This is a genomic window from Sulfuriferula sp., assembly GCF_054605375.1.
Genome location: NZ_JBTSEG010000005.1, coordinates 37009 through 59359, shown reverse-complemented (window position 1 = coordinate 59359; position 22351 = coordinate 37009). Strand labels below are relative to the sequence as shown.

The 22351-nt window shown below is 57.0% G+C and carries 12 protein-coding genes; 9 read left to right on the top strand and 3 right to left on the bottom strand.

The annotated features are described in order from the left end of the window. Nucleotides 1–21: 21 nt before the first annotated feature. Genes ACYCZJ_RS04870 through nirK form a run of 3 tightly spaced genes read right to left on the bottom strand, consistent with a single transcriptional unit; the run spans nt 22 to nt 2845 of the window. Nucleotides 22–636, bottom strand: a complete 615-nt coding sequence (locus ACYCZJ_RS04870) for an SCO family protein (protein ID WP_461553099.1) — start codon at nt 634–636, stop codon at nt 22–24. Beyond that, nucleotides 633–1379, bottom strand: a complete 747-nt coding sequence (locus ACYCZJ_RS04865) for a formylglycine-generating enzyme family protein (protein WP_461553098.1) — start codon at nt 1377–1379, stop codon at nt 633–635. The genes ACYCZJ_RS04870 and ACYCZJ_RS04865 overlap by 4 nt, the downstream gene beginning before the upstream one ends. A gap of 50 nt (nt 1380–1429) precedes the next feature. After that, entirely contained in the window at nt 1430–2845 is a 1416-nt protein-coding gene (gene nirK / locus ACYCZJ_RS04860) for a copper-containing nitrite reductase (RefSeq protein WP_461553097.1), read from the bottom strand. A gap of 268 nt (nt 2846–3113) precedes the next feature. Here nirK and ACYCZJ_RS04855 point away from each other — a divergent pair, with 268 nt between their 5' ends. The 9 genes from ACYCZJ_RS04855 to ACYCZJ_RS04815 all read left to right on the top strand — a co-directional run bounded on the left by ACYCZJ_RS04855 (nt 3114) and on the right by ACYCZJ_RS04815 (nt 22137). Next, nucleotides 3114–12059 (top strand): GH36-type glycosyl hydrolase domain-containing protein, encoded by an 8946-nt coding sequence (locus ACYCZJ_RS04855; RefSeq protein WP_461553096.1) that lies wholly within the window; start codon nt 3114–3116, stop codon nt 12057–12059. A gap of 85 nt (nt 12060–12144) precedes the next feature. Then, nucleotides 12145–12570, top strand: a complete 426-nt coding sequence (locus ACYCZJ_RS04850) for a hypothetical protein (RefSeq protein ID WP_461553095.1) — start codon at nt 12145–12147, stop codon at nt 12568–12570. Next, on the top strand, nt 12560–14020 hold the full coding sequence (locus ACYCZJ_RS04845; protein WP_461553094.1) for an ATPase domain-containing protein: 1461 nt from the start codon (nt 12560–12562) through the stop codon (nt 14018–14020). Before ACYCZJ_RS04850 ends, ACYCZJ_RS04845 begins: the two co-directional genes overlap by 11 nt. A 29-nt stretch (nt 14021–14049) precedes the next feature. Then, on the top strand, nt 14050–15627 hold the full coding sequence (locus ACYCZJ_RS04840; protein WP_461553093.1) for an ATP-binding protein: 1578 nt from the start codon (nt 14050–14052) through the stop codon (nt 15625–15627). A gap of 99 nt (nt 15628–15726) precedes the next feature. Next, a complete protein-coding gene (locus ACYCZJ_RS04835; RefSeq protein WP_461553092.1) occupies nt 15727–17472 on the top strand; it encodes a putative bifunctional diguanylate cyclase/phosphodiesterase in 1746 nt (581 codons plus the stop codon). A gap of 651 nt (nt 17473–18123) precedes the next feature. Continuing rightward, on the top strand, nt 18124–19005 hold the full coding sequence (locus ACYCZJ_RS04830) for a carbohydrate kinase family protein (protein WP_461553091.1): 882 nt from the start codon (nt 18124–18126) through the stop codon (nt 19003–19005). Then, on the top strand, nt 19002–20285 hold the full coding sequence (locus ACYCZJ_RS04825; protein WP_461553090.1) for a family 4 glycosyl hydrolase: 1284 nt from the start codon (nt 19002–19004) through the stop codon (nt 20283–20285). Before ACYCZJ_RS04830 ends, ACYCZJ_RS04825 begins: the two co-directional genes overlap by 4 nt. Beyond that, the gene (locus ACYCZJ_RS04820; RefSeq protein ID WP_461553089.1) at nt 20282–21124 is read left to right on the top strand and encodes a PIG-L deacetylase family protein; all 843 of its coding nucleotides are present in this window, start codon (nt 20282–20284) and stop codon (nt 21122–21124) included. Before ACYCZJ_RS04825 ends, ACYCZJ_RS04820 begins: the two co-directional genes overlap by 4 nt. Further along, nucleotides 21121–22137 (top strand): SIS domain-containing protein, encoded by a 1017-nt coding sequence (locus tag ACYCZJ_RS04815; protein WP_461553088.1) that lies wholly within the window; start codon nt 21121–21123, stop codon nt 22135–22137. Before ACYCZJ_RS04820 ends, ACYCZJ_RS04815 begins: the two co-directional genes overlap by 4 nt. Nucleotides 22138–22351 lie beyond the last annotated feature (214 nt).

The following is a 22351-nucleotide window of genomic DNA, read 5'->3' as shown; positions in this document are numbered from 1 at the left end:
ACCCCGGAAACACGTTGCCAATCAGGACGGCTTTAATGCAGCACGTATCTGCTTTAGGAAATCCTGGTCGGGTTTCGCGCCGAGTTGAGTACTGCTGGCAATGATCCTGCCAGTCGCGTCAAGCAGCACAATGCGGGTGCTATGGTTGATTTCACCAACCCCCAGCACGCGATATTTAACGCCGAGCGCGGATGCTATGGCTCGGGTATGTGCATCGTTGTCGCTAATGGAAAGCCGGAACACCTTTTTGTCCAGATGGTGAGATTCGCCCAGCCTGGCTAGCGAGGCAGGCGTATCCTGGGTTGGGTTCAGACTGATCATCAACACAGTCAGTTTATTATCCCGAGGCTGTACCTCGGCAATCGTTCGCTGTAAATTTTCCAGCACGATGGGGCAGGCGGTATTGCAATCGCCATAGAACATCGTAACCAGAACCAGATGTCCGGCCAGATCACGCAATTTAAAATGTTTGCCTTGCGAGTCGGTGAGTGGCATGGATAGCCAGTAGAGCGAGTCTGCAGGTAGCGTCTTGGCTGTATCAGTGGTGCCGGCCGCCTGTGCCATTAAGGAACAGGGCATGGCAACGATTAAGGCTACTGCCAGTAGCACTCGTTTCAGTACTTTGTCTGCATTCATGACGTTTTTCCTTGTTTGCTTGCAACAGGATCGCGAACACACCGGAATCCGAGATACCGGCCAGTCTGATTACCTTCCATTGCGGCCAGCAGGGCCAGCCGCATCAGCACGGCATAATTTCTCCGATCACCAAGCGACAAAGCCGCACCACCGCAGAATTCGAGTTTTTTTTGCTCGCCTTGGGCGCGACTGTCGGCACTGACAAACAGCCCATTGAAGTCCTCCACCCACTCCCACACCAGTCCGTGCATATCATAAATGCCGTAACGGTTAGGAGGGGTTAAACCAATCTGCTGTGGAGGCAAAGTGGCGGGGTGGGCATACCAGGCAAGAATTTTGCTGAGCCATGCAGGATCATCGCGAGCATCGGTGCGGGTCTCATCCGCTGCGGCAGAAAACTCCCACTCGTACCAGAAAGGGAGTCGTGCCTGTTCGCTTTCGCAAAATGCCGTAGCTGCGTACCAGCTGACCTCGGTGACCGGCCCCGACGGATCAAGTGTGCCCGGATCCGTCGGACCGGCCCAGTCGATAAGGTAGTCCGCTCCTGCAAACACCGTAGGAACATTGCCACGGCGCCATGCAGGATGCGCTATTACAAAGTCGCGATATTCCGCATTGCTGACGGGCCGCGTTCGCAACAGAAAGGGTGCGATTTTTGCAGGCTCCGTTTTCCCGTCCACCGGTAATGCACTGCGGAATTCACCACCCGGTAAGGCAATGTACTCTGCTGCAGTTGCGCCCATCGTTAATCCCCCGTATATGAGGAAGGCGACGATGAATCGAGGTATCGCTGTCACTGTTGTTTCACCTGACGCATTTCCTTGACCTGCACTGGGGTGAGAATGGCTTTGCCGTTGTTCATGTAGACGCTGATGTAATTGATCACTGCTGCGATATCCTCATCGTTGAGGTTCTGCGGTGGCATCACCGAGTTGTAATGCTGGCCGTTGACCACCAGTTCCCCGCTACGGCCATACAACACAATGTGCGCCATTTCATAAGGGCGTTGCTGGAAAAAGTCAGAATTTACCAAAGGTGGAAACACCGTGGCGACTCCCTTGCCATCCGCTTGGTGACAAGCAACACAAGTACGGTCATAGACTGCCTTGCCTTTGACCAGGAGCGTATCGCTACTTGCTGGAACAGGCGCTGCAGTGGCGGCAGGCTTCGCCAGGCTGCCGGGCAGTGGTTTTATCACGCCTTTGCTGTAGATGTCCGGTTGCTCAGCGCCGCTGACTGCCAGCAGGCCGATGGCGCCCTTGTTGAAAGCGCGGGTGAGAGAATGGTCTACCAGCGTGAGATTTCCAGGTACTTTCGGCACAAACTCAACAATGGCCGATCCTCCTGCGGGCACCATCGTGGTTTGTACATTTTCCTGATAGTGTGTACCGCCCTCGGTATAAACCTTGTCGAAAATGGCCCCGATCACGTGGAAGCTGGACGTGATGTTAGGCCCGCCAACCCCGAAGAATATCCGCACTTTCTCACCCGTATTCGCGGTGAGAGAGCGTGTACCCGTCAGCGCACCGTCAGCACCGTTGAACACGACATAGGTTGGTTTTTCATCAATCGCCTTCTGTATGTCGAAAGTTTGCAGGCCTTCGGCACGATAGGCGCCGGATGTATAAAAATCACCCTGCATCACATAATATTCACGGTCCACTTTGGATAGGCCTTCTTTGGGCTCGACCAATATCATGCCGTACATGCCGTTTGCCACGTGCATGGCAACCGGTGCAGTCGCGCAGTGATATACATACAGGCCCGACGCGAGCGCCTTGAAAGTAAATATGGCTTCGTTGCCTGGAGCGATCAGGGTCTGCGCGGCACCGCCGCCCGGGCCGCTGACTGCATGCAGATCAATATTGTGCGGCAGTTTATTGCCGGGGAGATTTTTTAAGTGTAATTCCACACTATCGCCCTCGCGTACCCGGATCATCTTCCCTGGCACAGTGCCTCCAAAGGTCCAAAAGGTATAACGGGTTCCCGGGGCGATTTCCTTTTCGACTTCCTCTATTGTCAGATCCACGACCACTCGCGCAGGAGTCTTTCGTGTGATTTGCGGGGGCACTGCAGGTGGCGCGACCAGCTTCTCCTTGATGATCGGCAACGCGGCTTCGGTTGTGGCAAAGGCATTAGCTGAAGGCAATGCGAACATAGCCCAGGTAATTGCCATGATGGTGCTTGCAAGCTTGTATTTGGCTCTCATGAATATTCTCCCCTTGGGTGGCAAGCCCACTATATGTGCTGCAGGGGAGGCTTTCCTTGATTTTCATCAAGGAATTTCAAAAAACCGGGATGAATTTCCTTAGGTACGCATCCTGGGCAGGGTACGTACGATAGCGCACAGACTGCGCTGGGTTTAACGTTTATTATTTGTTTATTCTCATCTCGAGCGTACAGCTTCTGACTGAGCCAGCGTATCAGTGCTGCCGACACACGCATTAGTCAAAATCGCGCCAGAAATCGGAGGCGTATTGAAGCGCGCTACCCGGGCAATCGATTCTGTTGCAAAAATTATTGGTATTGCCAAATTGAAAAATCGTAGCAGCGATTTCTCCGGTCTCGTGCATCAAATAAAAACGCGCCTGGGAGAACGCACCACGCAATGTATCTATCCCGACGAAGAACCTCCGCTACGCTCGGAGTTGTTCAGTGCAGATCAGCTGGAACAGCACGGCAAAAATCTTGCGGCCATGCACAGGTTGACCTCGGTACGTGCTCCGAATCCATTGCTGGCAAGACTCGCGGCCAACGAAGAGGTTCTGGTCAGCGTGAGCAATCTGCTGACTGCGGCGGTCGCGGCGAAACGCCGTATTACGCCGGCCGGAGAATGGCTGCTGGATAACTTCTACTTGATCGAAGAACAGATCCGCACGGCCAAGCGCCATTTGCCCAAGGGCTACAGCCGGGAACTACCGCGCCTGGCTCAAGGCACGGCAACCGGGCTGCCGCGCGTCTATGCTATCGCGCTGGAGGCTATTTCACATGGCGATGGCAGAGTGGATCGGAGAGCGTTCAGCCGTTTTGTAGCGGCTTACCAAACGGTTGCGCCACTTGACCTGGGTGAGTTGTGGGCAATTCCGATCATGCTGAGACTGGCGTTGATCGAGAATCTGCGGCGCGTCGCTGTGCGCATCGCTACCGGCAGAGTCGAGCGAAATCTAGCCGATGCCTGGATAGATCAGATGATCGTGATTGCGGAAACCGACCCCAAAAGCCTAATTCTGCTGACTGCCGATATGGCGCGATCTAATCCCCCCACGACCACGCCGTTCGTTTCTGAATTTGCGCGTCGCCTGCAAGGACAGGGTGCCGCGCTAGCGCTGCCGCTAATTTGGATTGAACAGCGGCTTGCTGAATCAAACCTGACTATCGAACAACTCATCCAGACTGGAAACCAGCAACAAGCCGCCGATCAAGTGTCAATCAGCAATACTATTGGCAGCCTGCGTTTCCTCGGCGCAGCAGATTGGCGTCAGTTTGTGGAATCCATGAGTGTGGTGGAACAATTGTTACGTAGCGATCCGGGAGCAGCATATGCCGGGATGGATTTCGCGACACGCGACCGCTATCGCCATCAGGTCGAGAAAATCGCCAAACGTTGCGCTTTGTCCGAGGGCGAAGTGGCAAGCCAGGCTATCCAGTTGGCGGGGACGGCAGCCAGAAAAGGCAGCGATAATCGTGCCGCGCATGTGGGATTTTACTTGATCGACCAGGGCTGTGCGGAACTCGAGAGGAGAGTAGCGGTGCGCCCTGGCTTATTCGCGCCATTACACAGAATCGGACAACGTTTCCCGTTGCCGCTATATCTCGGAGCCATCACACTGATCGCGCTGTTGCTCGCCGGGGGCCTGGCGCTAATCGCCTATGCCAGCGGCATCCCCACCTGGCTGCTAGTGCTGGTCAATATCGCTGCGCTGATATCTGCCAGCCAGATGGCGGTAGCGCTGGTGAACTGGCTGGCGACCTTGCTGGTGTCGCCCAATCCATTACCCAGAATGGATTTTTCCATAGGTATTCCTCCTGCATTTCGCACGCTGGTCATCATCCCCACCATATTGGCCAGCGAGCCTGGCATCGAGGCTTTAATCGAGATGCTGGAAGTCCGTTTCCTGGCCAATCGGGACGATCACCTGCAGTTTGGCCTGCTCACCGATTTTCGCGATGCACAGCAGGAAACGCTGGCCGAAGACGCGCTGCTGCTGCAGTTGGCGCAGACAAGAATTGACGAGCTGAATCGAAAATACGGCAGCGCAACGGATGAATCGAGTGCCGCCCCATTCTTCCTATTCCACCGCCCGCGCCGTTGGAATCCACAGGAAAAACTGTGGATGGGCTATGAACGCAAGCGTGGCAAGCTGGCGGAACTGAATTCGCTATTGCGTGGTGGGGCGGCGGATTGTTTCGCGCTGATCGTCGGTCAGCTTGCCACCCTGTCGGAGGTGCGTTACGTCATCACCCTGGACACGGACACGCAACTCCCGCGCGATGCCGCCCGCCAGTTGGTGGGCGCCATGGCGCATCCGCTGAATCGCCCGCACTACGATGAACGCAAACAACGCGTCACCATCGGATACGGCATTATGCAGCCGCGGGTAAGTGTGAGTCTGCCGGGTGCGAATCGCTCGCACTATGCCCGATTGCACGGCGGTGAGGCCGGTATCGACCCTTACACGCGTGCAGTCTCCAACGTTTATCAGGATGTGTTTCACGAGGGGTCTTTCATCGGCAAAGGCATCTACGATGTGGATGCCTTCGAGCGCTCTCTGAGTGGCCGCTTCCCGGAAAACAGGATACTCAGCCACGACCTGCTGGAAGGCTGTTACGCACGCTCCGGGCTGTTGAGCGATGTGCAGTTGTATGAGGATTACCCGGCACGCTACAACGCGGATATGGATCGTCGTCATCGCTGGATTCGCGGCGACTGGCAGCTGCTTGAGTGGTTATTGCGGAGCGTGCCGGAGTTGGGCGGCGGGCGCCGGAAAAATCCGCTGTCATGGTTGTCACAATGGAAGTTGTTCGATAACCTGCGGCGCAGTCTCGCGCCTGCCGCGTTGACCCTGTTATTGCTGCTTGGCTGGACGCTTGTTGCACCAGCCTGGTTGTGGACCGTGGCGGTGATCGCCGTTCTACTGGTTCCGTCCCTGGTTGCTGGCATCGTGGAGATGTTTCGCAAACCAACGGACGTTTTGCTGAAGCAACATCTCAGTGCCGCAAGCCGTTCCATGGGCGGGCATCTGGTGCAGGCGCTGTTTACGCTCGCCTGGCTGCCGTATGAGGCGTTTATCAGTCTTGATGCGATCCTGCACACGCTCTGGCGCATGCTCGTGACGCACCGCCGGCGCCTCGAATGGGCGCCGTCCGGCGAGTCGGCATGCGCCGCTCGCACAGATATGCTTAGCCAGTATCGAGCGATGTGGATTGCGCCATTGTTAGCGGCTGCGACGGTGATCTACTTGACTTTGGTGTCGCCGACTATACTGGTTGTCGCTGGGCCTATCCTGCTGCTGTGGTTGGCTTCACCCGCGATCGCCTGGTGGCTCAGCACGCCCCTTGCGCGTCGCGAAGCAAAACTGACAGCCGAGCAGACACGCTTTCTCAAGAAAATATCGCGCAAGACCTGGGCGTTCTTTGAAACCTTCGTCGGGCCGGAAGACCATTGGCTGCCGCCGGATAACTATCAGGAGTATCGAGGTGCCGCACTGGCGCATCGCACCTCGCCGACCAACATGGGGCTGGCACTGCTGGCGAACCTGACTGCGTACGACTTTGGCTACATCCCGGCCGGAATACTCATCGAGCGTAGCGCGAACACACTGCATACCATGCAAGGCATGGAACGGCATCGCGGGCATTTCTATAACTGGTACGACACACTGTCGCTGAAACCGCTGCATCCCATCTACATTTCGTCGGTGGACAGCGGCAATCTCGCCGGTCATCTGATGACGCTTGGTCCGGGTCTGCTTGCGCTAACTGACGACAAAATTGTCGGGGCGCGCTGGTTTGACGGGCTGCACGACACGCTGGTGGTTTTGGTGGATGCTGCCCAGGGCGGTACTTCGGCCGCGCTCACCCGCTTGCAGTCAGATATCGAATCGGCATGCGCTTTCCGGCCAGCCACGCTGGTAGCAGTGCAGTCGAAGCTTGAGCAACTGGCGGTAAGTGCTGAGTCGGTTAGCGCTAGCCTGGGTGTCGACATGGCTCAAAATGATCATCCCAGGACAACCGCCGCAGAGCAGAGGCGCGAAGAAACGGGCGCATACAGGGAGGCACGGAAGAATTCTGCGCACCCCCCGGCCCTGGATCACGCCAATGCGGCGATTTCAGAACTGGCCTCCGAGCCGGATGCAAACTGGTGGGCACATAAACTTGCCCGGCAATGCCGCAGCGTCCTGGAAGAGTTGAGGTTTCTTGTTCCCTGGTTAGTGTTGCCGACCGCACCGGACAGTCTTGGCGACTTGCCCGGTATCAGCGGGATACCGACGTTGCGTGAACTGGCAGGACTGAACCAGCGATTGCAGCCAGTCATTGAACAACGCCTGACTGCCGCTGTGACAGCCGAAGAACGCGAATGGCTCGAAGTGCTGCGACGCAGCATTACCCAGGCCAGCCAGCGCGCCGATGAGCGCATCGCGGCCATTGAGCGCCTGGCATTGCAATTCGGTGAGATTGCACGCATGGAGTATGACTTTCTGTATGACAAATCGCGCCGTTTGCTGGCGATCGGCTACAACGTGGATGAGCTGCGCCGCGACGCGAGTTACTACGACCTGCTGGCTTCGGAAGCGCGCTTGTGCAATTTCGTCGCGATTGCGCAAGGACAACTGCCGCAGGAAAGCTGGTTTGCACTTGGGCGCCTGCTTACCAGCGCCGGCGGTGATCCGACTCTGTTGTCGTGGAGCGGCTCGATGTTCGAGTATCTGATGCCGCTGCTGGTGATGCCCACTTTTGATAACACGCTGATCGATCAGACTTACAAGGCGGCGGTGGAGAGACAGATCGACTATGGGAAGCAGCGCGGGGTGCCGTGGGGCATGTCGGAGTCCGGTTACAATACGGTCGACGTTCATCTCAATTACCAGTACCGCGTATTCGGAGTGCCCGGTCTGGGGCTCAAACGCGGCCTCGCCGCGGACCTGGTGGTGGCACCCTACGCTTCGGTGCTCGCATTGATGGTGGCGCCGGAAGCGGCGTGCCAGAATCTGCAGCAGCTCGCCGCCATAGGCCTGGAAGGAAAATTCGGATTTTATGAGGCCATCGATTACACCGCATCGCGTCAACGGCGGGGCGAATCTAGCACCGTAATACGTTCGTTCATGGCGCATCACCAGGGCATGAGCCTGTTGTCTCTGGCCTACCTGCTGCTGAACCGCCCGATGCAGCGCCGCTTCGAATCTGATCCGCTGTTCCAGGCGACCATGCTGTTACTGCAGGAGCGTATTCCAAGGGAATCGGCTTTCTTCTTCCATACCGGCCAGCTATCCGACATTCCAACGGCTGCCAAAGAGCTGGAGATGCCGATGCGTATTTTCAGCACCCCGGATACGCCGATACCGGAAGTACAACTGTTGTCCAATGGCCGTTACCACGTCATGGTCACCAATGCCGGAGCAGGCTCCAGCCGCTGGAAGGATCTCGCGGTCACACGCTGGCGCGAAGACAGTACGTGCGATAACTGGGGTAGCTTCTGCTACATCCGCGATTCTGAAAGCGGCGATTTATGGTCAGCTGCCTATCAGCCCACGCTCAGGTCTGCGCAAAAATATGAAGCCATCTTCTCCGAGGGGCGCGCTGAGTTCCGTCGCAGCGATCAGGGCATCGATACGCATACCGAAATCGTGGTCTCGCCGGAGGATGACATCGAACTGCGCCGGGTCAGCATTACCAACCGCTCGCGCATCCGCAGAACCATCGAGGTGACCAGCTATGCGGAGGTTGTGCTGGCTGTGCCCGCTGCGGACGCGACGCATCCGGCGTTCAGCAATCTGTTTGTGCAGACCGAAATACTCGCCGAGCACAGGGCAATCCTGTGCACGCGCCGTGCGCGATCTCGTGATGAGAAGGTGCCGTGGATGTTGCATTTGATGAGAGTGCACGGTGCCGTTAGCGGAGTCGTTTCTTATGAAACGGATCGCATGCGCTTCATCGGCCGCTGCAATACGGTGGTCAATCCCCAATCCTTGAACGGTGCGACATCAACATCGGAGCAGACGGCGAATCTGTCAGGCAGTTTCGGCTCCGTACTGGATCCGATTGTCGCCATCCGCTGTCGCATCACGCTCGATCCGGATCAGACGGCGACCATCGATATCGTGACGGGTGTTGCTGAAAACCGCGAAGCGGCAATCAGTCTAGTCGAGAAATATCAGGATCGCCGGCTTGCCAGTCGCGCTTTCGATCTGGCCTGGACCCATAGCCAGGTCGTACTGCGTCAGATCAATGCCAGTGAGTCGGACGCACAATTATATGGCCGTCTTGCCAGTTCGGTGATCTACGCTAGTGCCACGCTGCGCGCCGACGCGAGTGTGTTACTGAGGAACCGCCGCGGTCAATCCGGCCTATGGGGCTATGCCATTTCCGGCGATTTTCCCATCGTCCTATTGCAGATCGGCGATGTAGCCAATCTCGATCTGGTCCGGCAACTGGTTCAGGCACACGCATACTGGCGCCTGAAGGGACTGGTGGTGGATCTGGTGATATGGAACGAAGACCGCGCCGGTTACCGGCAATTGCTGCAAGAACAAATCATGGGACTGGTGACTGCGGGTATCGAATCCCATTCCCTGGACCACCCCGGTGGTATTTTTGTGCGCTCCGCAGACCAGATATCGGATGAGGATCGCATCCTGTTCCAGTCAGTGGCGCGTGCCATTATCAGCGATGTGCGAGGAACGCTTGAAGATCAATTGAATCGTATCGTCGTCAAAGGAGCCTACATTCCCCATCACGCACCTACCCGAATTCATCGACCACAGGCAGCACATGCTGTCGCGCCACGCGACCTGATCCTGTTCAACGGATTGGGCGGGTTTACTCCCGACGGCAAGGAATATGTCATCACCACCACGCGCGAGCGCGTGACGCCGGCGCCATGGGTTAACGTGCTGGCGAACCCCGGTTTCGGCACGGTCATTTCCGAAAACGGCATGGCTTACACCTGGGGCGAGAATGCCCACGAGTTTCGTCTCACTCCCTGGCAGAATGATCCGGTGAGCGATGCCGGCGGCGAAGCCTTCTATCTGCGCGACGAAGAGAGCGGCCATTTCTGGTCGCCGACACCGCTGCCCGCCAGCGGTTCGGGCACCTATGTCAGCCGCCACGGATTCGGTTACAGCGTGTTTGAGTATGGCGAGGATGGCATTTCCTCGGAGCTCATGGTTTATGTAGCGCTGGATGCATCGGTCAAGTTCTCCGTGCTGAAACTGCATAACCAATCGGGCCGCCCACGCCGGCTGTCGGCGACGGGTTATGTGGAGTGGGTGCTGGGCGATCTGCGGGCGAAGTCGGTGATGCACGTCACCACTGAAATCTCCCGCAATAACGGTGCGCTCTACGCCAGAAACTCGTATAACACCGAGTTCTCTGAGCGGGTTGCGTTTTTCGATGTGGATGCGGACGACACAGTCCTGACGCTGAGCGGAGACCGTGCCGAGTTCCTCGGGCGCAACGGCACCCTGGCCAGTCCGGCGGCGATGCTGCGCGCTCGTCTGTCGGGTAAGGTGGGTGCTGCCCTCGACCCGTGCGCAGCCATTCAGGTTCAATTCGAGCTGGGCGATGGAGAGACGCGCGAGATTGTGTTCAGGCTGGGGCTTGGGCTCAATACCGGTGATGCCAATGCGCTGGTGTCGCGCTTCCGAGGCGCCAGCGTAGCGCGGACTGTGCGTGAGGCCGTGCAACAGCACTGGCGGCATACCCTGGGCGCGGTGCAGATCGAGACGCCGGATAAATCTTTGGACGTACTCAGCAACGGCTGGCTGATGTATCAAACCATCGCCTGTCGCCTGTGGGCGCGTACCGGCTACTACCAGTCCGGCGGGGCGTTCGGCTTCCGCGACCAGCTGCAGGATGTCATGGCATTGATTCACACCCAGCCGCAATTGATGCGCGAGCAGTTGCTGCTGAGCGGGTCGCGCCAGTTTACGGAAGGCGATGTGCAGCATTGGTGGCATCCGCCCGTGGGCCGCGGCGTGCGCACGCATTGTTCCGACGATTATCTGTGGTTGCCCATGGTGGCAAGCCGCTACGTTCTGGGTACCGGCGATGCTGCGGTGCTGGATGAACCGCTGCATTTCCTCGAAGGCCGTCTGGTCCCCCCCGGCGACGACTCCTACTACGATCTGCCCGGCCAATCCGCAGACGTCGCCAGCCTCTACCAGCATTGCGTGCGCGCCGTTCAACACGGGCTCCGGTTCGGCGATCGCGGCCTGCCGCTGATGGGCTCCGGTGACTGGAACGACGGCATGAACCTGGTCGGGCTGCAGGGCAAGGGCCAAAGCGTCTGGCTCGGATTTTTCCTGTGCGAGGTGCTGAAACAGTTCGCCAAGGTCGCGCGTCTGCACAACGACCCAGACTTCGCCGCATTGTGCGATGCAGAAGCCGCCAAGCTCGGCCAGAACATCGAGGCAAATGCCTGGGATGGCGCGTGGTATCGCCGCGCCTACTTCGACGATGGCACGCCGCTGGGTTCGTCCAGCAATACCGAGTGCCAGATTGATTCCATCTCGCAAAGCTGGGCCGTGCTGTCCGGTGCAGGTGATGCCCGGCGTGCGCGCAGCGCCATGGATGCGGTGTACAAGCGTCTGGTACGGTGCGATTCGGGCCTGATCCAGTTGCTCGATCCACCCTTCAATAATTCCGAACTCGACCCCGGCTACATCCGCGGCTACGTGCCCGGCGTGCGTGAAAACGGCGGCCAATACACCCATGGCGCGATCTGGGCTGCCATGGCGTTCGCAGCCTTGGGCGACAGCCAGCGTGCGTGGGAACTCACCAGCATGATCAACCCCCTCAACCATGCCCGGGATGCGGCGGGTGTGGCGACCTATAAGGTTGAGCCCTACGTGATCGCAGCCGATGTGTACTCGGTGTCGCCCCATGTTGGCCGCGGCGGGTGGAGCTGGTACACGGGATCGGCGGGATGGATGTACCGGCTGATCGTGGAATCGCTGCTCGGCTTGAGGCTGGATGTGGACAAACTGCATTTCACCCCGTGTCTGCCTGTGGCGTGGCAGTCGTTCAAAATCCACTATCGTTATCGCGAAACGGTCTACCACATCGAAGTCTTGCAAACGCACGACAGCACGGTCACAATCAGCGTAACGCTGGATGGGGCTGAGCAACACGACAACACTCTGCCGTTGATAGACGATCAGCAAGCACACACAGTCGAAGTGAAAGTACATGCCGTACCTGGCTAAGCAAATGTTCTATACTTGTTTCGGATTGAAACAACGGCCGTATTTCTCCAATGTCGTGATATCGACCCATTATTGAGATTGATTTATGGCAAACAGTGAATTGCTAAGGCATCAGAAAATCATCAGCCTTATGGCACAGCGCCCCGAAAAAATTGCAGATGCCGCGATTGACCTATGGGAGCAGATGGCCACCCAGATCATTTCCATCGTCGGTGAAGGCGGTTTCAATTCCCTTTACGCGCGCAGTGTCTTTCTTACCCAGGCAAGCTTTCCGTGGCTCGCCGTGGCCGCACTGTCACCTCAGCGTGATCACCGGTTCGCCCAATTGAAAACCAGTCTTGCAGGACAAACACCCGAGCAAGCCAGCGCAGCAAACTGCCTGCTCTTGATCACCTTCACCGACATCATGGCCGCTTTGATTGGCGAGCCGTTAACGACCAGTATTTTAGGTTCGGCCTGGGGTAATGACGTTTCGGATACGGCCAACAAGGAATTCAAAAATGAGCAATAAAGTAAACATACGTCGTTTGCCAACCGGCGTGCCTGGCCTGGACAATATGTTGGGCGGCGGCCTGCCGGAATTCTCGTTCAATCTGATTGCCGGCACGCCGGGAAGCGGTAAAACCACGCTGGCTCACCAGATCATGTTCTCGCTGGCCAAACCGGATAACCGTGCGCTGTTCTTCACGGTACTTGGCGAACCCGCGTTGAAAATGCTGCGTTATCAGCAGCAATTTTCGTTTTTCGATATCACCAAAGTCAATCAATCGATCCGCTTCGTCAACCTGTCTGCGGACCTCCTCGAGGGCAATTTTGACCGCGTCCTGGAACGCATCGCCGAAGAAGTGAAAGCCTTTGCCCCAAGCCTGGTCTTTGTCGATTCGTTTCGATCCGTGGTGCAGTCTGCCAGGCAGGAGGAACAAGGAGCAACCGAGCTGCAGCGCTTCGTGCAGCATCTGGGCATGCAAATGACCAGTTGGCAGGCCACCACCTTCCTGATCGGTGAATATTTGCTGCCGGAAGCCGAGTCCAGCCCGGTGTTTACCGTGGCGGATGGCATCCTCTGGCTGTCGCAAAATTTGCACCACAATTCCATGGTGCGCAAAATGCAAGTGGTCAAAATGCGCGGCCAGGCCCAGGCGCCGGGTTTGCATACCTTCCGTATCAACGATGCAGGCATACAGGTTTTCCCGCGCGCGATTATCCAACGGAACGCAGCAGTAGGATCAGCCCCCAAGGTCTCCGCTGGGGAGGAGCGTGTTTCGATGGGCATCGCAGGCCTGGATGAAATGCTGGGCGGCGGCTTGCCGGCCGGATATTCGCTACTCGTGGTCGGGCCATCCGGCTCCGGAAAAACCGTCCTGGCGACGGAATTTCTCGCTGAAGGCGTACGCCTCGGCGAAACAGGTGTCATTGCGGCGTTTGAGAAGAGCCCCAGCCAATTACTGAGCAATAAGCTGCATGCTCTGGTCAAGGCGGGGCACGTGGGGGTGATCGACACGCGCTCACTGGATTTGTCGATTGATGAAGCCCTCAATGATCTGATCGTCATGATTAAGCAAAAGCAGGCAAAACGCGTCGTTATCGACTCACTGTCCGGATTTGAGCTGGCACTGGCACCCGAGTTTCAGGAAGATTTTCGCGGGTCACTGTATCGGATGGTCGCCGAGTTGACCAACATGGGCGTGACCATATTAATGACCTCCGAACTGGAAGACCGCTATACCGATTTGCGCTTTAGCTCATTCGGAAGCGCATTTCTCGCCGATGCCATTATTGTGCAGCGCTATATTGAAATCGGCGGTCAATTCAAACGCGTACTGTCGGTCGTGAAAGTTCGCGCTAGCGCGCACAGCAAGGACATTCGATTGTTCGACATTGACGACGCAGGCATCGTTATTGGCGCAGCACTGTCTGAATATAACGGCATCATGTCGGGCCGGCCCACGGTCAGCCCGTAGCCAGAACGTCTCGGTGATAAAGGACGGCGATGGGCAAAAATGACAGTGATGGCGCTTCCGATATCAATGACCGAGGCCAGTCAGCGATAACTGGACAGCATCATGCCAGCTTGCCAAGCAGCCTGGGAAAAGGTCACTCATGCACGAAAGCCGCTGTTATTGACGATGAGGCGGCTGTTCTAAACCGGGAGAATTCAGCCACTGCCCGCGAAGAGGCTGTCCAGTTGCGCGAAACGGCGGTCAGCTTGCGTGAACTGGCGATCTGTGCGATCGAGGCGACCCAGGCAGCATCCGGCGACCACATGCTGGCGTTGCAGCAAGCCAATACTCATCTGGTTGTTACAGCCATTGAGGCACAAAAGCTGGTCGAACAAATTGAAATTGCTCAGGTTCAGCTTGAAAATGCCAAGATGGTGGCGGAACAGGCCAGCCTCGCCAAATCGGATTTTCTTTCCAGCATGAGCCATGAGCTGCGAACCCCGCTCAATGCCATCCTCGGCTTCGCCCAGTTATTGGAAGCCGGCTCACCAGCGCCAACCGACGTGCAGATGGTCAGGCTGCACCAGATCATCAAGGCTGGATGGTATCTGCTGGAACTGATCAACGAAATCCTCGATCTCGCGGTGATCGAGTCGGGCAAGCTGATGCTGTTGCGAGAACCCTTGCTGCTGGTTGATGTGGTGCGTGAATGCCAAACCATGATGGAGCCCCAGGCGCAACAACGTGGCATCCAGATGGATTTTATTCCGTTCGATCATACCTTGTTTGTCAGTGCCGATCGAACCCGGCTAAAGCAGGTGCTGATCAACCTGCTTACCAACGCAATCAAATACAACAGCGAGCAGGGAAGCGTGGTGGTGGCATGCAGCACACCTGTTCCGGAATGTATACGCATCAACGTCAAAGACAGCGGTGCGGGGCTGCCTCCCGAAAAGCTGGCGCAGCTATTCCAGCCATTCAATCGGCTTGGGCAGGAAAATGGTGCCGAGCAAGGAACAGGCATAGGCCTGGTGGTGACCAAGCAACTCATCGAGCTGATGGGAGGAACGATCGGCGTGGAAAGCACGGTCGACGTGGGTAGCGAATTCTGGATAGAACTGATCCGGGACACTGCGCCACAATTGGCTTCCAGGCAGCTTATGCCTGCAGGGATTATTCAGGCTCAAGCGAACGCAGCGCTGCGCACTTTGCTCTATGTGGAAGACAATCCGGCCAACCTGATGCTGGTCGAACAGATCATTGCAAGGTACCCGCATTTGCGCATATTGAGCGCGCGCAGTGGTGAACTCGGCATTGCGCTTGCCAAGCTCCATCTCCCGGATGTTATCCTGATGGACATCAATCTGCCTGGCATCAGTGGTTTTCAAGTGCTGCATCTGTTGCGCGAACACCCGGTCACCGCGCACATCCCCGTTATTGCCCTGAGCGCCAACGCAATGCGCCACGATATCGAGAAAGGCCTGGAGGCAGGATTCTTCCGCTATCTCACCAAGCCGATCAAAATAGACGAGTTTATGGATACGCTGAACATGGCGCTGGAGCTTTCTGAAACAAAATTTGATCGCGCAATCACCCCGGAATTTTCTTTTCCCGCCGGTAATGCTTAACTTCAGTATTCTGGACGATCAGGAAATTGCGGTGCAATTGCTGGAGAAAACCCTAATGGCTATTGCAGCCTTACCTCTGCATGGCGACGGAGCGCGTCGATGAACAGAAACGACAATGAGGGCGCTTCCGATGTCGATGGACCGGATCAACCTGGCATAGCCAGTCAGGGCAAAGGCCGCCTGCATGTTGCGCGTGGCGCCGACAGGCGGCGCAGGGATGGCGCTGCCATGGGCAATGAGGCGACTGTGTCAAGCCGCGAGAAATCGGCCACGGCACGAGAAGATGCGGCTGACTTACGTGAGGACGCCGCTGATTTGCGTGAAGACGCTGCGCATCTGCGCGAGGGAGCGGCGCAGGCACGGGAAGGAGAAGCCCACGCGCGCGAAGGGGCCGCCACCGCGCGCGAGCGGGAAATTCGCGCGGCAGAGATGACACAGGCAGCGTCCGATGATCAGATGGTCCGCTTGCAGCAAGCGAACGCCCACCTGGTCACCGCTACAATTGAAGCTCACAAACTGGCTGAACAAGTCCAGACGGCTAAAGTTGAGCTGGATCATTTGGCCCATCACGATGCACTCACTGGCCTGCCGAATCGAATACTGCTGCTAGACCGGCTGAGCCAGGCGATTGAGCTGGCTCACCGCCAGTGTACGCAGCTTGCGGTGATGTTCATGGACCTGGATCAATTCAAGCATATCAACGACTCGCTGGGGCATGCGGTTGGCGACCAGTTGCTGCAGTCGGTGGCACAACGCCTGCTGACTTGCGTGCGGCAGTCGGATACCGTCAGTCGTCAGGGTGGCGATGAATTCGTGCTGCTGCTTCCCCTTATTGAGCATGCAGAAGACGCGGCGCTGTCTGCCAAAAAGCTGCTCGCGGCGCTCATACCGCCTCATCACATCGACCAGCACGAACTCCATATCAGCGTGAGTATCGGTATCAGCATCTACCCCGGCGACGGTCAGGATGCGGAAGCCCTGATCAAGAATGCGGACACCGCGATGTACCATGCCAAGGAAAACGGACGCAACAATTACAAACTCTTCGATCAGAGTATGAATGCCCGGGCGGTCCAGCGACAATCAGTCGAAGCCAGCCTGCGCCGCGCACTGGAACGGCATGAATTTGTATTGCACTATCAGCCGAAAATAAATCTTCACAGCGGCACGATGGCCGGTGTCGAAGCGCTCATCCGCTGGCAGCATCCGGAACTCGGGCTGCTACTGCCGGCGCAGTTTGTGCCCATCGCCGAAGACTGTGGCCTGATCCTGCCGATAGGCCGCTGGGTGCTGCGCGAGGCTTGCTTCCAGGCCCGGGTCTGGCAGGATGCGGGCTTACCGTCGATCACCGTCGCCGTCAATACCTCCGCACTCGAATTCCGCGCCAAGGATTTTCTGGAATATCTGCATATGACGCTTGAAGAAGCCCATTTGGAGCCGCGCTATCTGGAACTTGAACTGACTGAAAGCGTACTCATGCGCGATGCCGCCGCTACCGATTCCGTGCTGCATGCGCTCGCAGATCTGGGCGTAAAGCTCGCGATCGATGACTTCGGCACCGGCTATTCCAGCCTGAGTTATCTGAAGCGGTTTCGGATCGACACTCTGAAGATCGACCAGTCATTTGTAAATCAGATAACCAGCAACCCTGATGATGCCACCATCGTCAGTGCCGTGATCGGCATAGGTAAAAATCTCAGGCAAAGCGTCATCGCCGAGGGCGTGGAGACAGCGGAACAGTACGCATTTCTTCTGGCGCAACAGTGCGACCAGGGCCAAGGTTATTTTTTTGGGCATCCAATGACCGCAGACGCGCTTGCCACCTTGCTGAGAACTGGCCGCTGATACTGGCTATTCGCCCGATACTCCTCTATTCCCATAGCCTGAGACAAATCCGCATATTAAATATATTTATATTATTCAACATATTAAATAAACTATTTATGGCTTTATATATAAAAATATTCTAATAGCATGTTCAAATACATATTTTTAATATAAATCCCGCTGTAGCCGAATGCATGCAAGCAGGATATGCCTGCTGTGGCGTGTCGTTATGCAAACTGAAAGGCCTTGAAAGGTGACATGGCTCCCCAAGCATGCGTATCATGGTAGACAAGGCCAAGGATGTAAGTCAGCGGTTTATAGTTGCTGTATGGATGCTGCGGCCTCGCCATAAACCAGAACGCTAGCAGCAATACGGAGCGGGATGGCGTCCTCCAATATGGGTAAACCGTCGTAGACGTACACCCTGCAGTTCATGTTGTCTGCTTGACGATTTCAACCATAAATCGTGCCAAGGTCTGCTTTGATCAATCAAGCGATTCGTATCGAACAGCAGTAGATAACTCACGCTTGATGAATTTTCAGCCGCTTCTGAATTTAATGAACATGGTTGATCAAATATTCTTTTTATACGCTGTCAGGAAAGCAGATTATTGATTTTTTGTAATGACTCCTCATGCAGCAAGCCCATCAAGTTGTCAGGAAGGGCTTATGCCATCTGAATCACAAGTAGAACTCTGCGTCGCCGGTCTTGTATATTTCGAGGTCTTTGTACCCCCGGTCACAATGCCGGCTCCCGGCCAGGAGGTATTTGCGGATGCCATCCGGCTTGGCTTGGGTGGCGCACTCAATACCGCTTCGGTCGCCACTGCTCTTGGCCTGGATGTCGTGCTGGCCTACCCGCGCGGGGAGGGGCTATCCGACGATGCCATTGCACAGCGTATTGCCCGATTGGGCATTTCAACAATGCACTGGCCTGCGCGCACCGACCCTGCAGTATCGCTGGTGTTTTCCGGGCCTGAAGACCGGGCCTTTGTGAGCGCCGCCGATTTTGACTCCCTGCAGCATTGCGAATCCCTTTGCCCGGCGAAATGGATCCATGTCCCCGGTTTGCTGGAAGCAAAATATTTGGCAAAGCCACTGGCCACGGCGCGGGCGAGCGGGGCCAGGATCAGCGTATCCGGAAGTTGGGCGCCGGCGGAATTGGCGGCCTTGCAGCATCATTCCTGTCCGTCCTGGGATCTGCTGATCCTTAACGATAAAGAAGCCGCCTGTGCCGCCGGCGATCCGCGCAAAGCACCCGAACTGCTACAGGGGGCCGCATCCAGCATTGTAGTGACCGCCGGGGCCGAAGGCGCTTTCGGGCTGTTGGACGGCAAATGGGTGAGCTGCCCGGCGGAGCCAGTGACCGCCATGGACTTTACCGGTGCCGGCGACGCCTTTTGCGCCGGTTTTCTGGCAGCGCATCTGCACGGCATGGACGGCGCAGATGCGCTGCGCCATGGTTGCCGCGTTGCCGCCCGGCTCCTGACGCAATCCGGCGGCGTGGTAGAAGATCCCGAACTTTTAGCTAATCTGGAGATGAACAAGTGATTAAAGATTTTGTGATATTGGGGGGCGGGAGCGCTTATACACCCGGCCTGCTACAAGCACTCATTCATCAAGGGAACGCACTGGGTCTGGAGCGCATACGCCTTTACGATATCCACGTCGAGCATCTGGAACTGGTGGGACGTCTGGGACAAGCGATGGTACAGAGTGCGGGCGCGAGCTTCAAGGTGGAAACCGCTTTCAGTTTGGCATCGGCGCTGGAAGGTGCGGATGCCATACTCAACAGCACGCGACCAGGCGGTTTCGAGGCGCGCCGCATCGATGAGACGCTGCCCCTGGCACTGAACATTCCCGGTCAGGAAACCGTGGGCCCGGGCGGTTTTTTCTTCGCCTTGCGTTCCGTGCCGGAAGCGCTGCGGGTGGCCGATACGATGGCGGCCGTCGCACCGGGCGCACTCCTGCTCAACTACACCAACCCCAGTAATATTGTGACCCAGGCGCTGGTAGATCGGGGTGGGGTCCGCGTGCTGGGACTCTGCGACCAGTCTGATGAAGATTTGCAGGCCCTGGCCCAATCCCTGGGGCATCCGGGTGAACCGATTTCCTACCGCTGCAATGGATTGAACCATGCAACCTGGTATAGCGAGCTGAGTTTCGGCGGTGTGCCGCTTGAGGAACTTCCCGCTGTACTCGACGCACCGCCGGATGTGAACGAAGAACATCGGCTGCGCTTCGAATTGTCATTGGCCATGGCACGCCAAACGCCCGGTTACTGGCCCAATTCCTATCTTCCCTATTACCTGTACCCGGAACAATTCGTCCGTTTGTCCAGGCAGCAGGGGCCGCGTAGCGACGCAATCGTAGCGAAGCTCCCTTCTTATTATGCGCATTTCCGCGAAGAAGCCGCCAAGGATCAACCCCATCTCGTGCATCACCGCGGAACCGCAGGGTTTGGCGATTTGGCCGTGACAGTGATCAAGGCGCTGAAAAACCAGCAGAGTACCGCCTTGGTGCTGAATGTCGAAAACCAGGGTGCCACGGAATTTTTTTCCGCCAGCACGGTGGTGGAAACGCGTGGCAAGCTCGGCCCTGATGGCTGGGAGCGCGTCGCCGCCCCCGGGATACCGCCAGACCATAGCGCTCTGTTGAAACAATTGGAAACCTACCAGCATCTTGCCGCTGACGCCGCCCGCAGCGGCGCTGAGACAAGTATCCTCAATGCCCTGGAGGCCAACCCGCTGGTGGGTACGGCTGCCAGGGCGAAACAGCTTTGGGAGCTCGCCCGCCAGCAATACGGCACTTTGCTTCCGGTATTGGCATGAAGACTGCCGCGCTCGCCACCGCTTTACCCTGGGATGATATTGAGCGGGTAGTCATCCTATCGCCTCACCTCGACGATGCGGCGCTCAGTTGCGGAGGGCTGCTCAATTTCTTGACCGGGCGCAAGGCCTCTTGTCTGGTTATCAGCATCTATTGCGGCAATCCGCCGGTGGTACAGAATCGCGATGGCACACATCGGACACCGCAGCGCAAAGGCTATGTAAATCCCAAATTGAGGCGCCGGGAAGACGTTGCCGCCATGCATGCCGCCGATGCGGATTTTGTCCATCTCGGCTTTCCCGATGGCATCTATCGCCGCAGCCCGCTCACCAACCAGTTCATCTATCGCCATGCACACGAAAAATGGGTCGCCCCACGGGTGGACGATCTTGCTCATGTGGAGGAGCTCTACCTGATACTCCAGCGGCTATGCCTGAATCTGGGACGCATCCTGCTGGTGAGTCCCATGGGTATCGGCCAGCACGTGGACCATACTATCGTGGCCAGGGTAGCTTTGCGACTGGCGGAGCTGGGGCCATCCCTGCTGTTTTATGAGGACTTTCCCTACGTAGTCAATCGCGAGATAGGGAGCGGAGCGGAAGACGACCCGCTACGCGCGCTTCAGCGCCTGGGACGTGAATCCTCCTCACGCATGTTTCTGCCGGTTGATGTGCCGGCCAAGGCCGCACTGATTTCTCATTACCACACCCAGGTACTCCCTTTGTTCGGCAACGAGGAGGGCATTCTGAATGCGCTTCACGCACGCCAGCATGCGGGTGCCCCGTGCGAGTTTTTCTGGAAAGTCAGAGGGCTCTGCACCCACAGGAAGGAAGAAGAATGACAACTCAAAGCCATATGAAACAGGAAATACTAGAGACACCCGCCATGTTGCGCCGGGAAGCCGCCGGCTGGGAAGTGCAGGCCATAGCGATTCATGAGCGCAGCAATCAGCGTCGCAACGTAGTATTGATTGGCCGAGGCAGCTCGGGCAATGCCTGTACCTTCGCAGCTTATCTGTTCATGCTGCGAACCGGCCACCATCCGGTGGAATTTCGCCCTTGGGTGACGACTCAGGAACTGCCCGATGCCGACTGGAGCGATTCCGTGGCCTACGCTTTCTCAGCCTCCGGACAGAGTACCGATATAGCCGATGCCCTGCGCTGGCTAAAATCCAAAGGGGCTTTGGCAGTCGGCGTCACCGCCGCTGCTGGGAATGAGATACGTCTGGCCGAACATGCCGATGCGATCTTCCGTTTGAATTGTGGCGCCGAGAAAGCGGTGCCGGCCACCAAAAGCTTTACCGCGCAACTATTCGCTGCGGCAGCGGTGGCGGGTTATCCGCTGGTGCAGGCGGCGGAACAGACTGCCCAGGCAATGGATGCCATCCTGAATAGCGAGGCAGCATCTTCACTGGCCACTTTCCTGGCCGGCGCTCGAACCGTGGCCTGGATTGCGCGGGGACCATCCTATGCCGGTGCGCTGGATGCCGCGCTCAAGGTCCAGGAAAGTCTGGGGATGCCGGCGACAGGTTATTCCACCGCTGAATTCCTGCACGGGCCCATCGGCATGTTCAATTCATCCGATCGTGTAGTGATTTTTTCCGGCACCGACGAACCCATGGCCAGCAAACAGGCGGTAGTGACCACGCTGCTGGCCCGGGGCGTGCCTTTCGTCACCATCGGTACGGATTCCACCCACGAGGCCGGGCTACCGATCCAGTTGCCGGAAGACCGTTGGGCCCGCGTACCGGTGTTTGCCTTTCTGGCCCAACTCGCGTGTGAAGAATTGGCCCAGCGTATGGGGCTCAATCCCGATGCGCCGGCCAATCTTAACAAGGTGACAGAGACACTATAGTAAAAATAAAAATGGGAGGAGCATCCTGCTCTTTCCATCCCCATCTCATTACTGATCGTATCAGCTGGGTTATGGGTTGTTAAATTCAGGCCATCCCATACGGGTGCGTTTGTCGAGATTTTGGCATACCTGTCATTATTTCTCATCATTTCGAAGGCCAGAAAATTCTCTGCACCAAATTTCTGCCAGACCGGTTTTTTCCTTATCTTCATCA

Bases quoted from the DNA above. Each gene is read 5' to 3' on its own strand.
- ACYCZJ_RS04870 (WP_461553099.1), bottom strand. From the start codon at position 636: ATGAATGCAGACAAAGTACTGAAACGAGTGCTACTGGCAGTAGCCTTA.
- ACYCZJ_RS04865 (WP_461553098.1), bottom strand. From the start codon at position 1,379: ATGGGCGCAACTGCAGCAGAGTACATTGCCTTACCGGGTGGTGAATTC.
- nirK (WP_461553097.1), bottom strand. From the start codon at position 2,845: ATGAGAGCCAAATACAAGCTTGCAAGCACCATCATGGCAATTACCTGG.
- ACYCZJ_RS04850 (WP_461553095.1), top strand. From the start codon at position 12,145: ATGGCAAACAGTGAATTGCTAAGGCATCAGAAAATCATCAGCCTTATG.
- ACYCZJ_RS04845 (WP_461553094.1), top strand. From the start codon at position 12,560: ATGAGCAATAAAGTAAACATACGTCGTTTGCCAACCGGCGTGCCTGGC.
- ACYCZJ_RS04840 (WP_461553093.1), top strand. From the start codon at position 14,050: ATGGGCAAAAATGACAGTGATGGCGCTTCCGATATCAATGACCGAGGC.
- ACYCZJ_RS04835 (WP_461553092.1), top strand. From the start codon at position 15,727: ATGAACAGAAACGACAATGAGGGCGCTTCCGATGTCGATGGACCGGAT.
- ACYCZJ_RS04830 (WP_461553091.1), top strand. From the start codon at position 18,124: ATGCCATCTGAATCACAAGTAGAACTCTGCGTCGCCGGTCTTGTATAT.
- ACYCZJ_RS04820 (WP_461553089.1), top strand. From the start codon at position 20,282: ATGAAGACTGCCGCGCTCGCCACCGCTTTACCCTGGGATGATATTGAG.
- ACYCZJ_RS04815 (WP_461553088.1), top strand. From the start codon at position 21,121: ATGACAACTCAAAGCCATATGAAACAGGAAATACTAGAGACACCCGCC.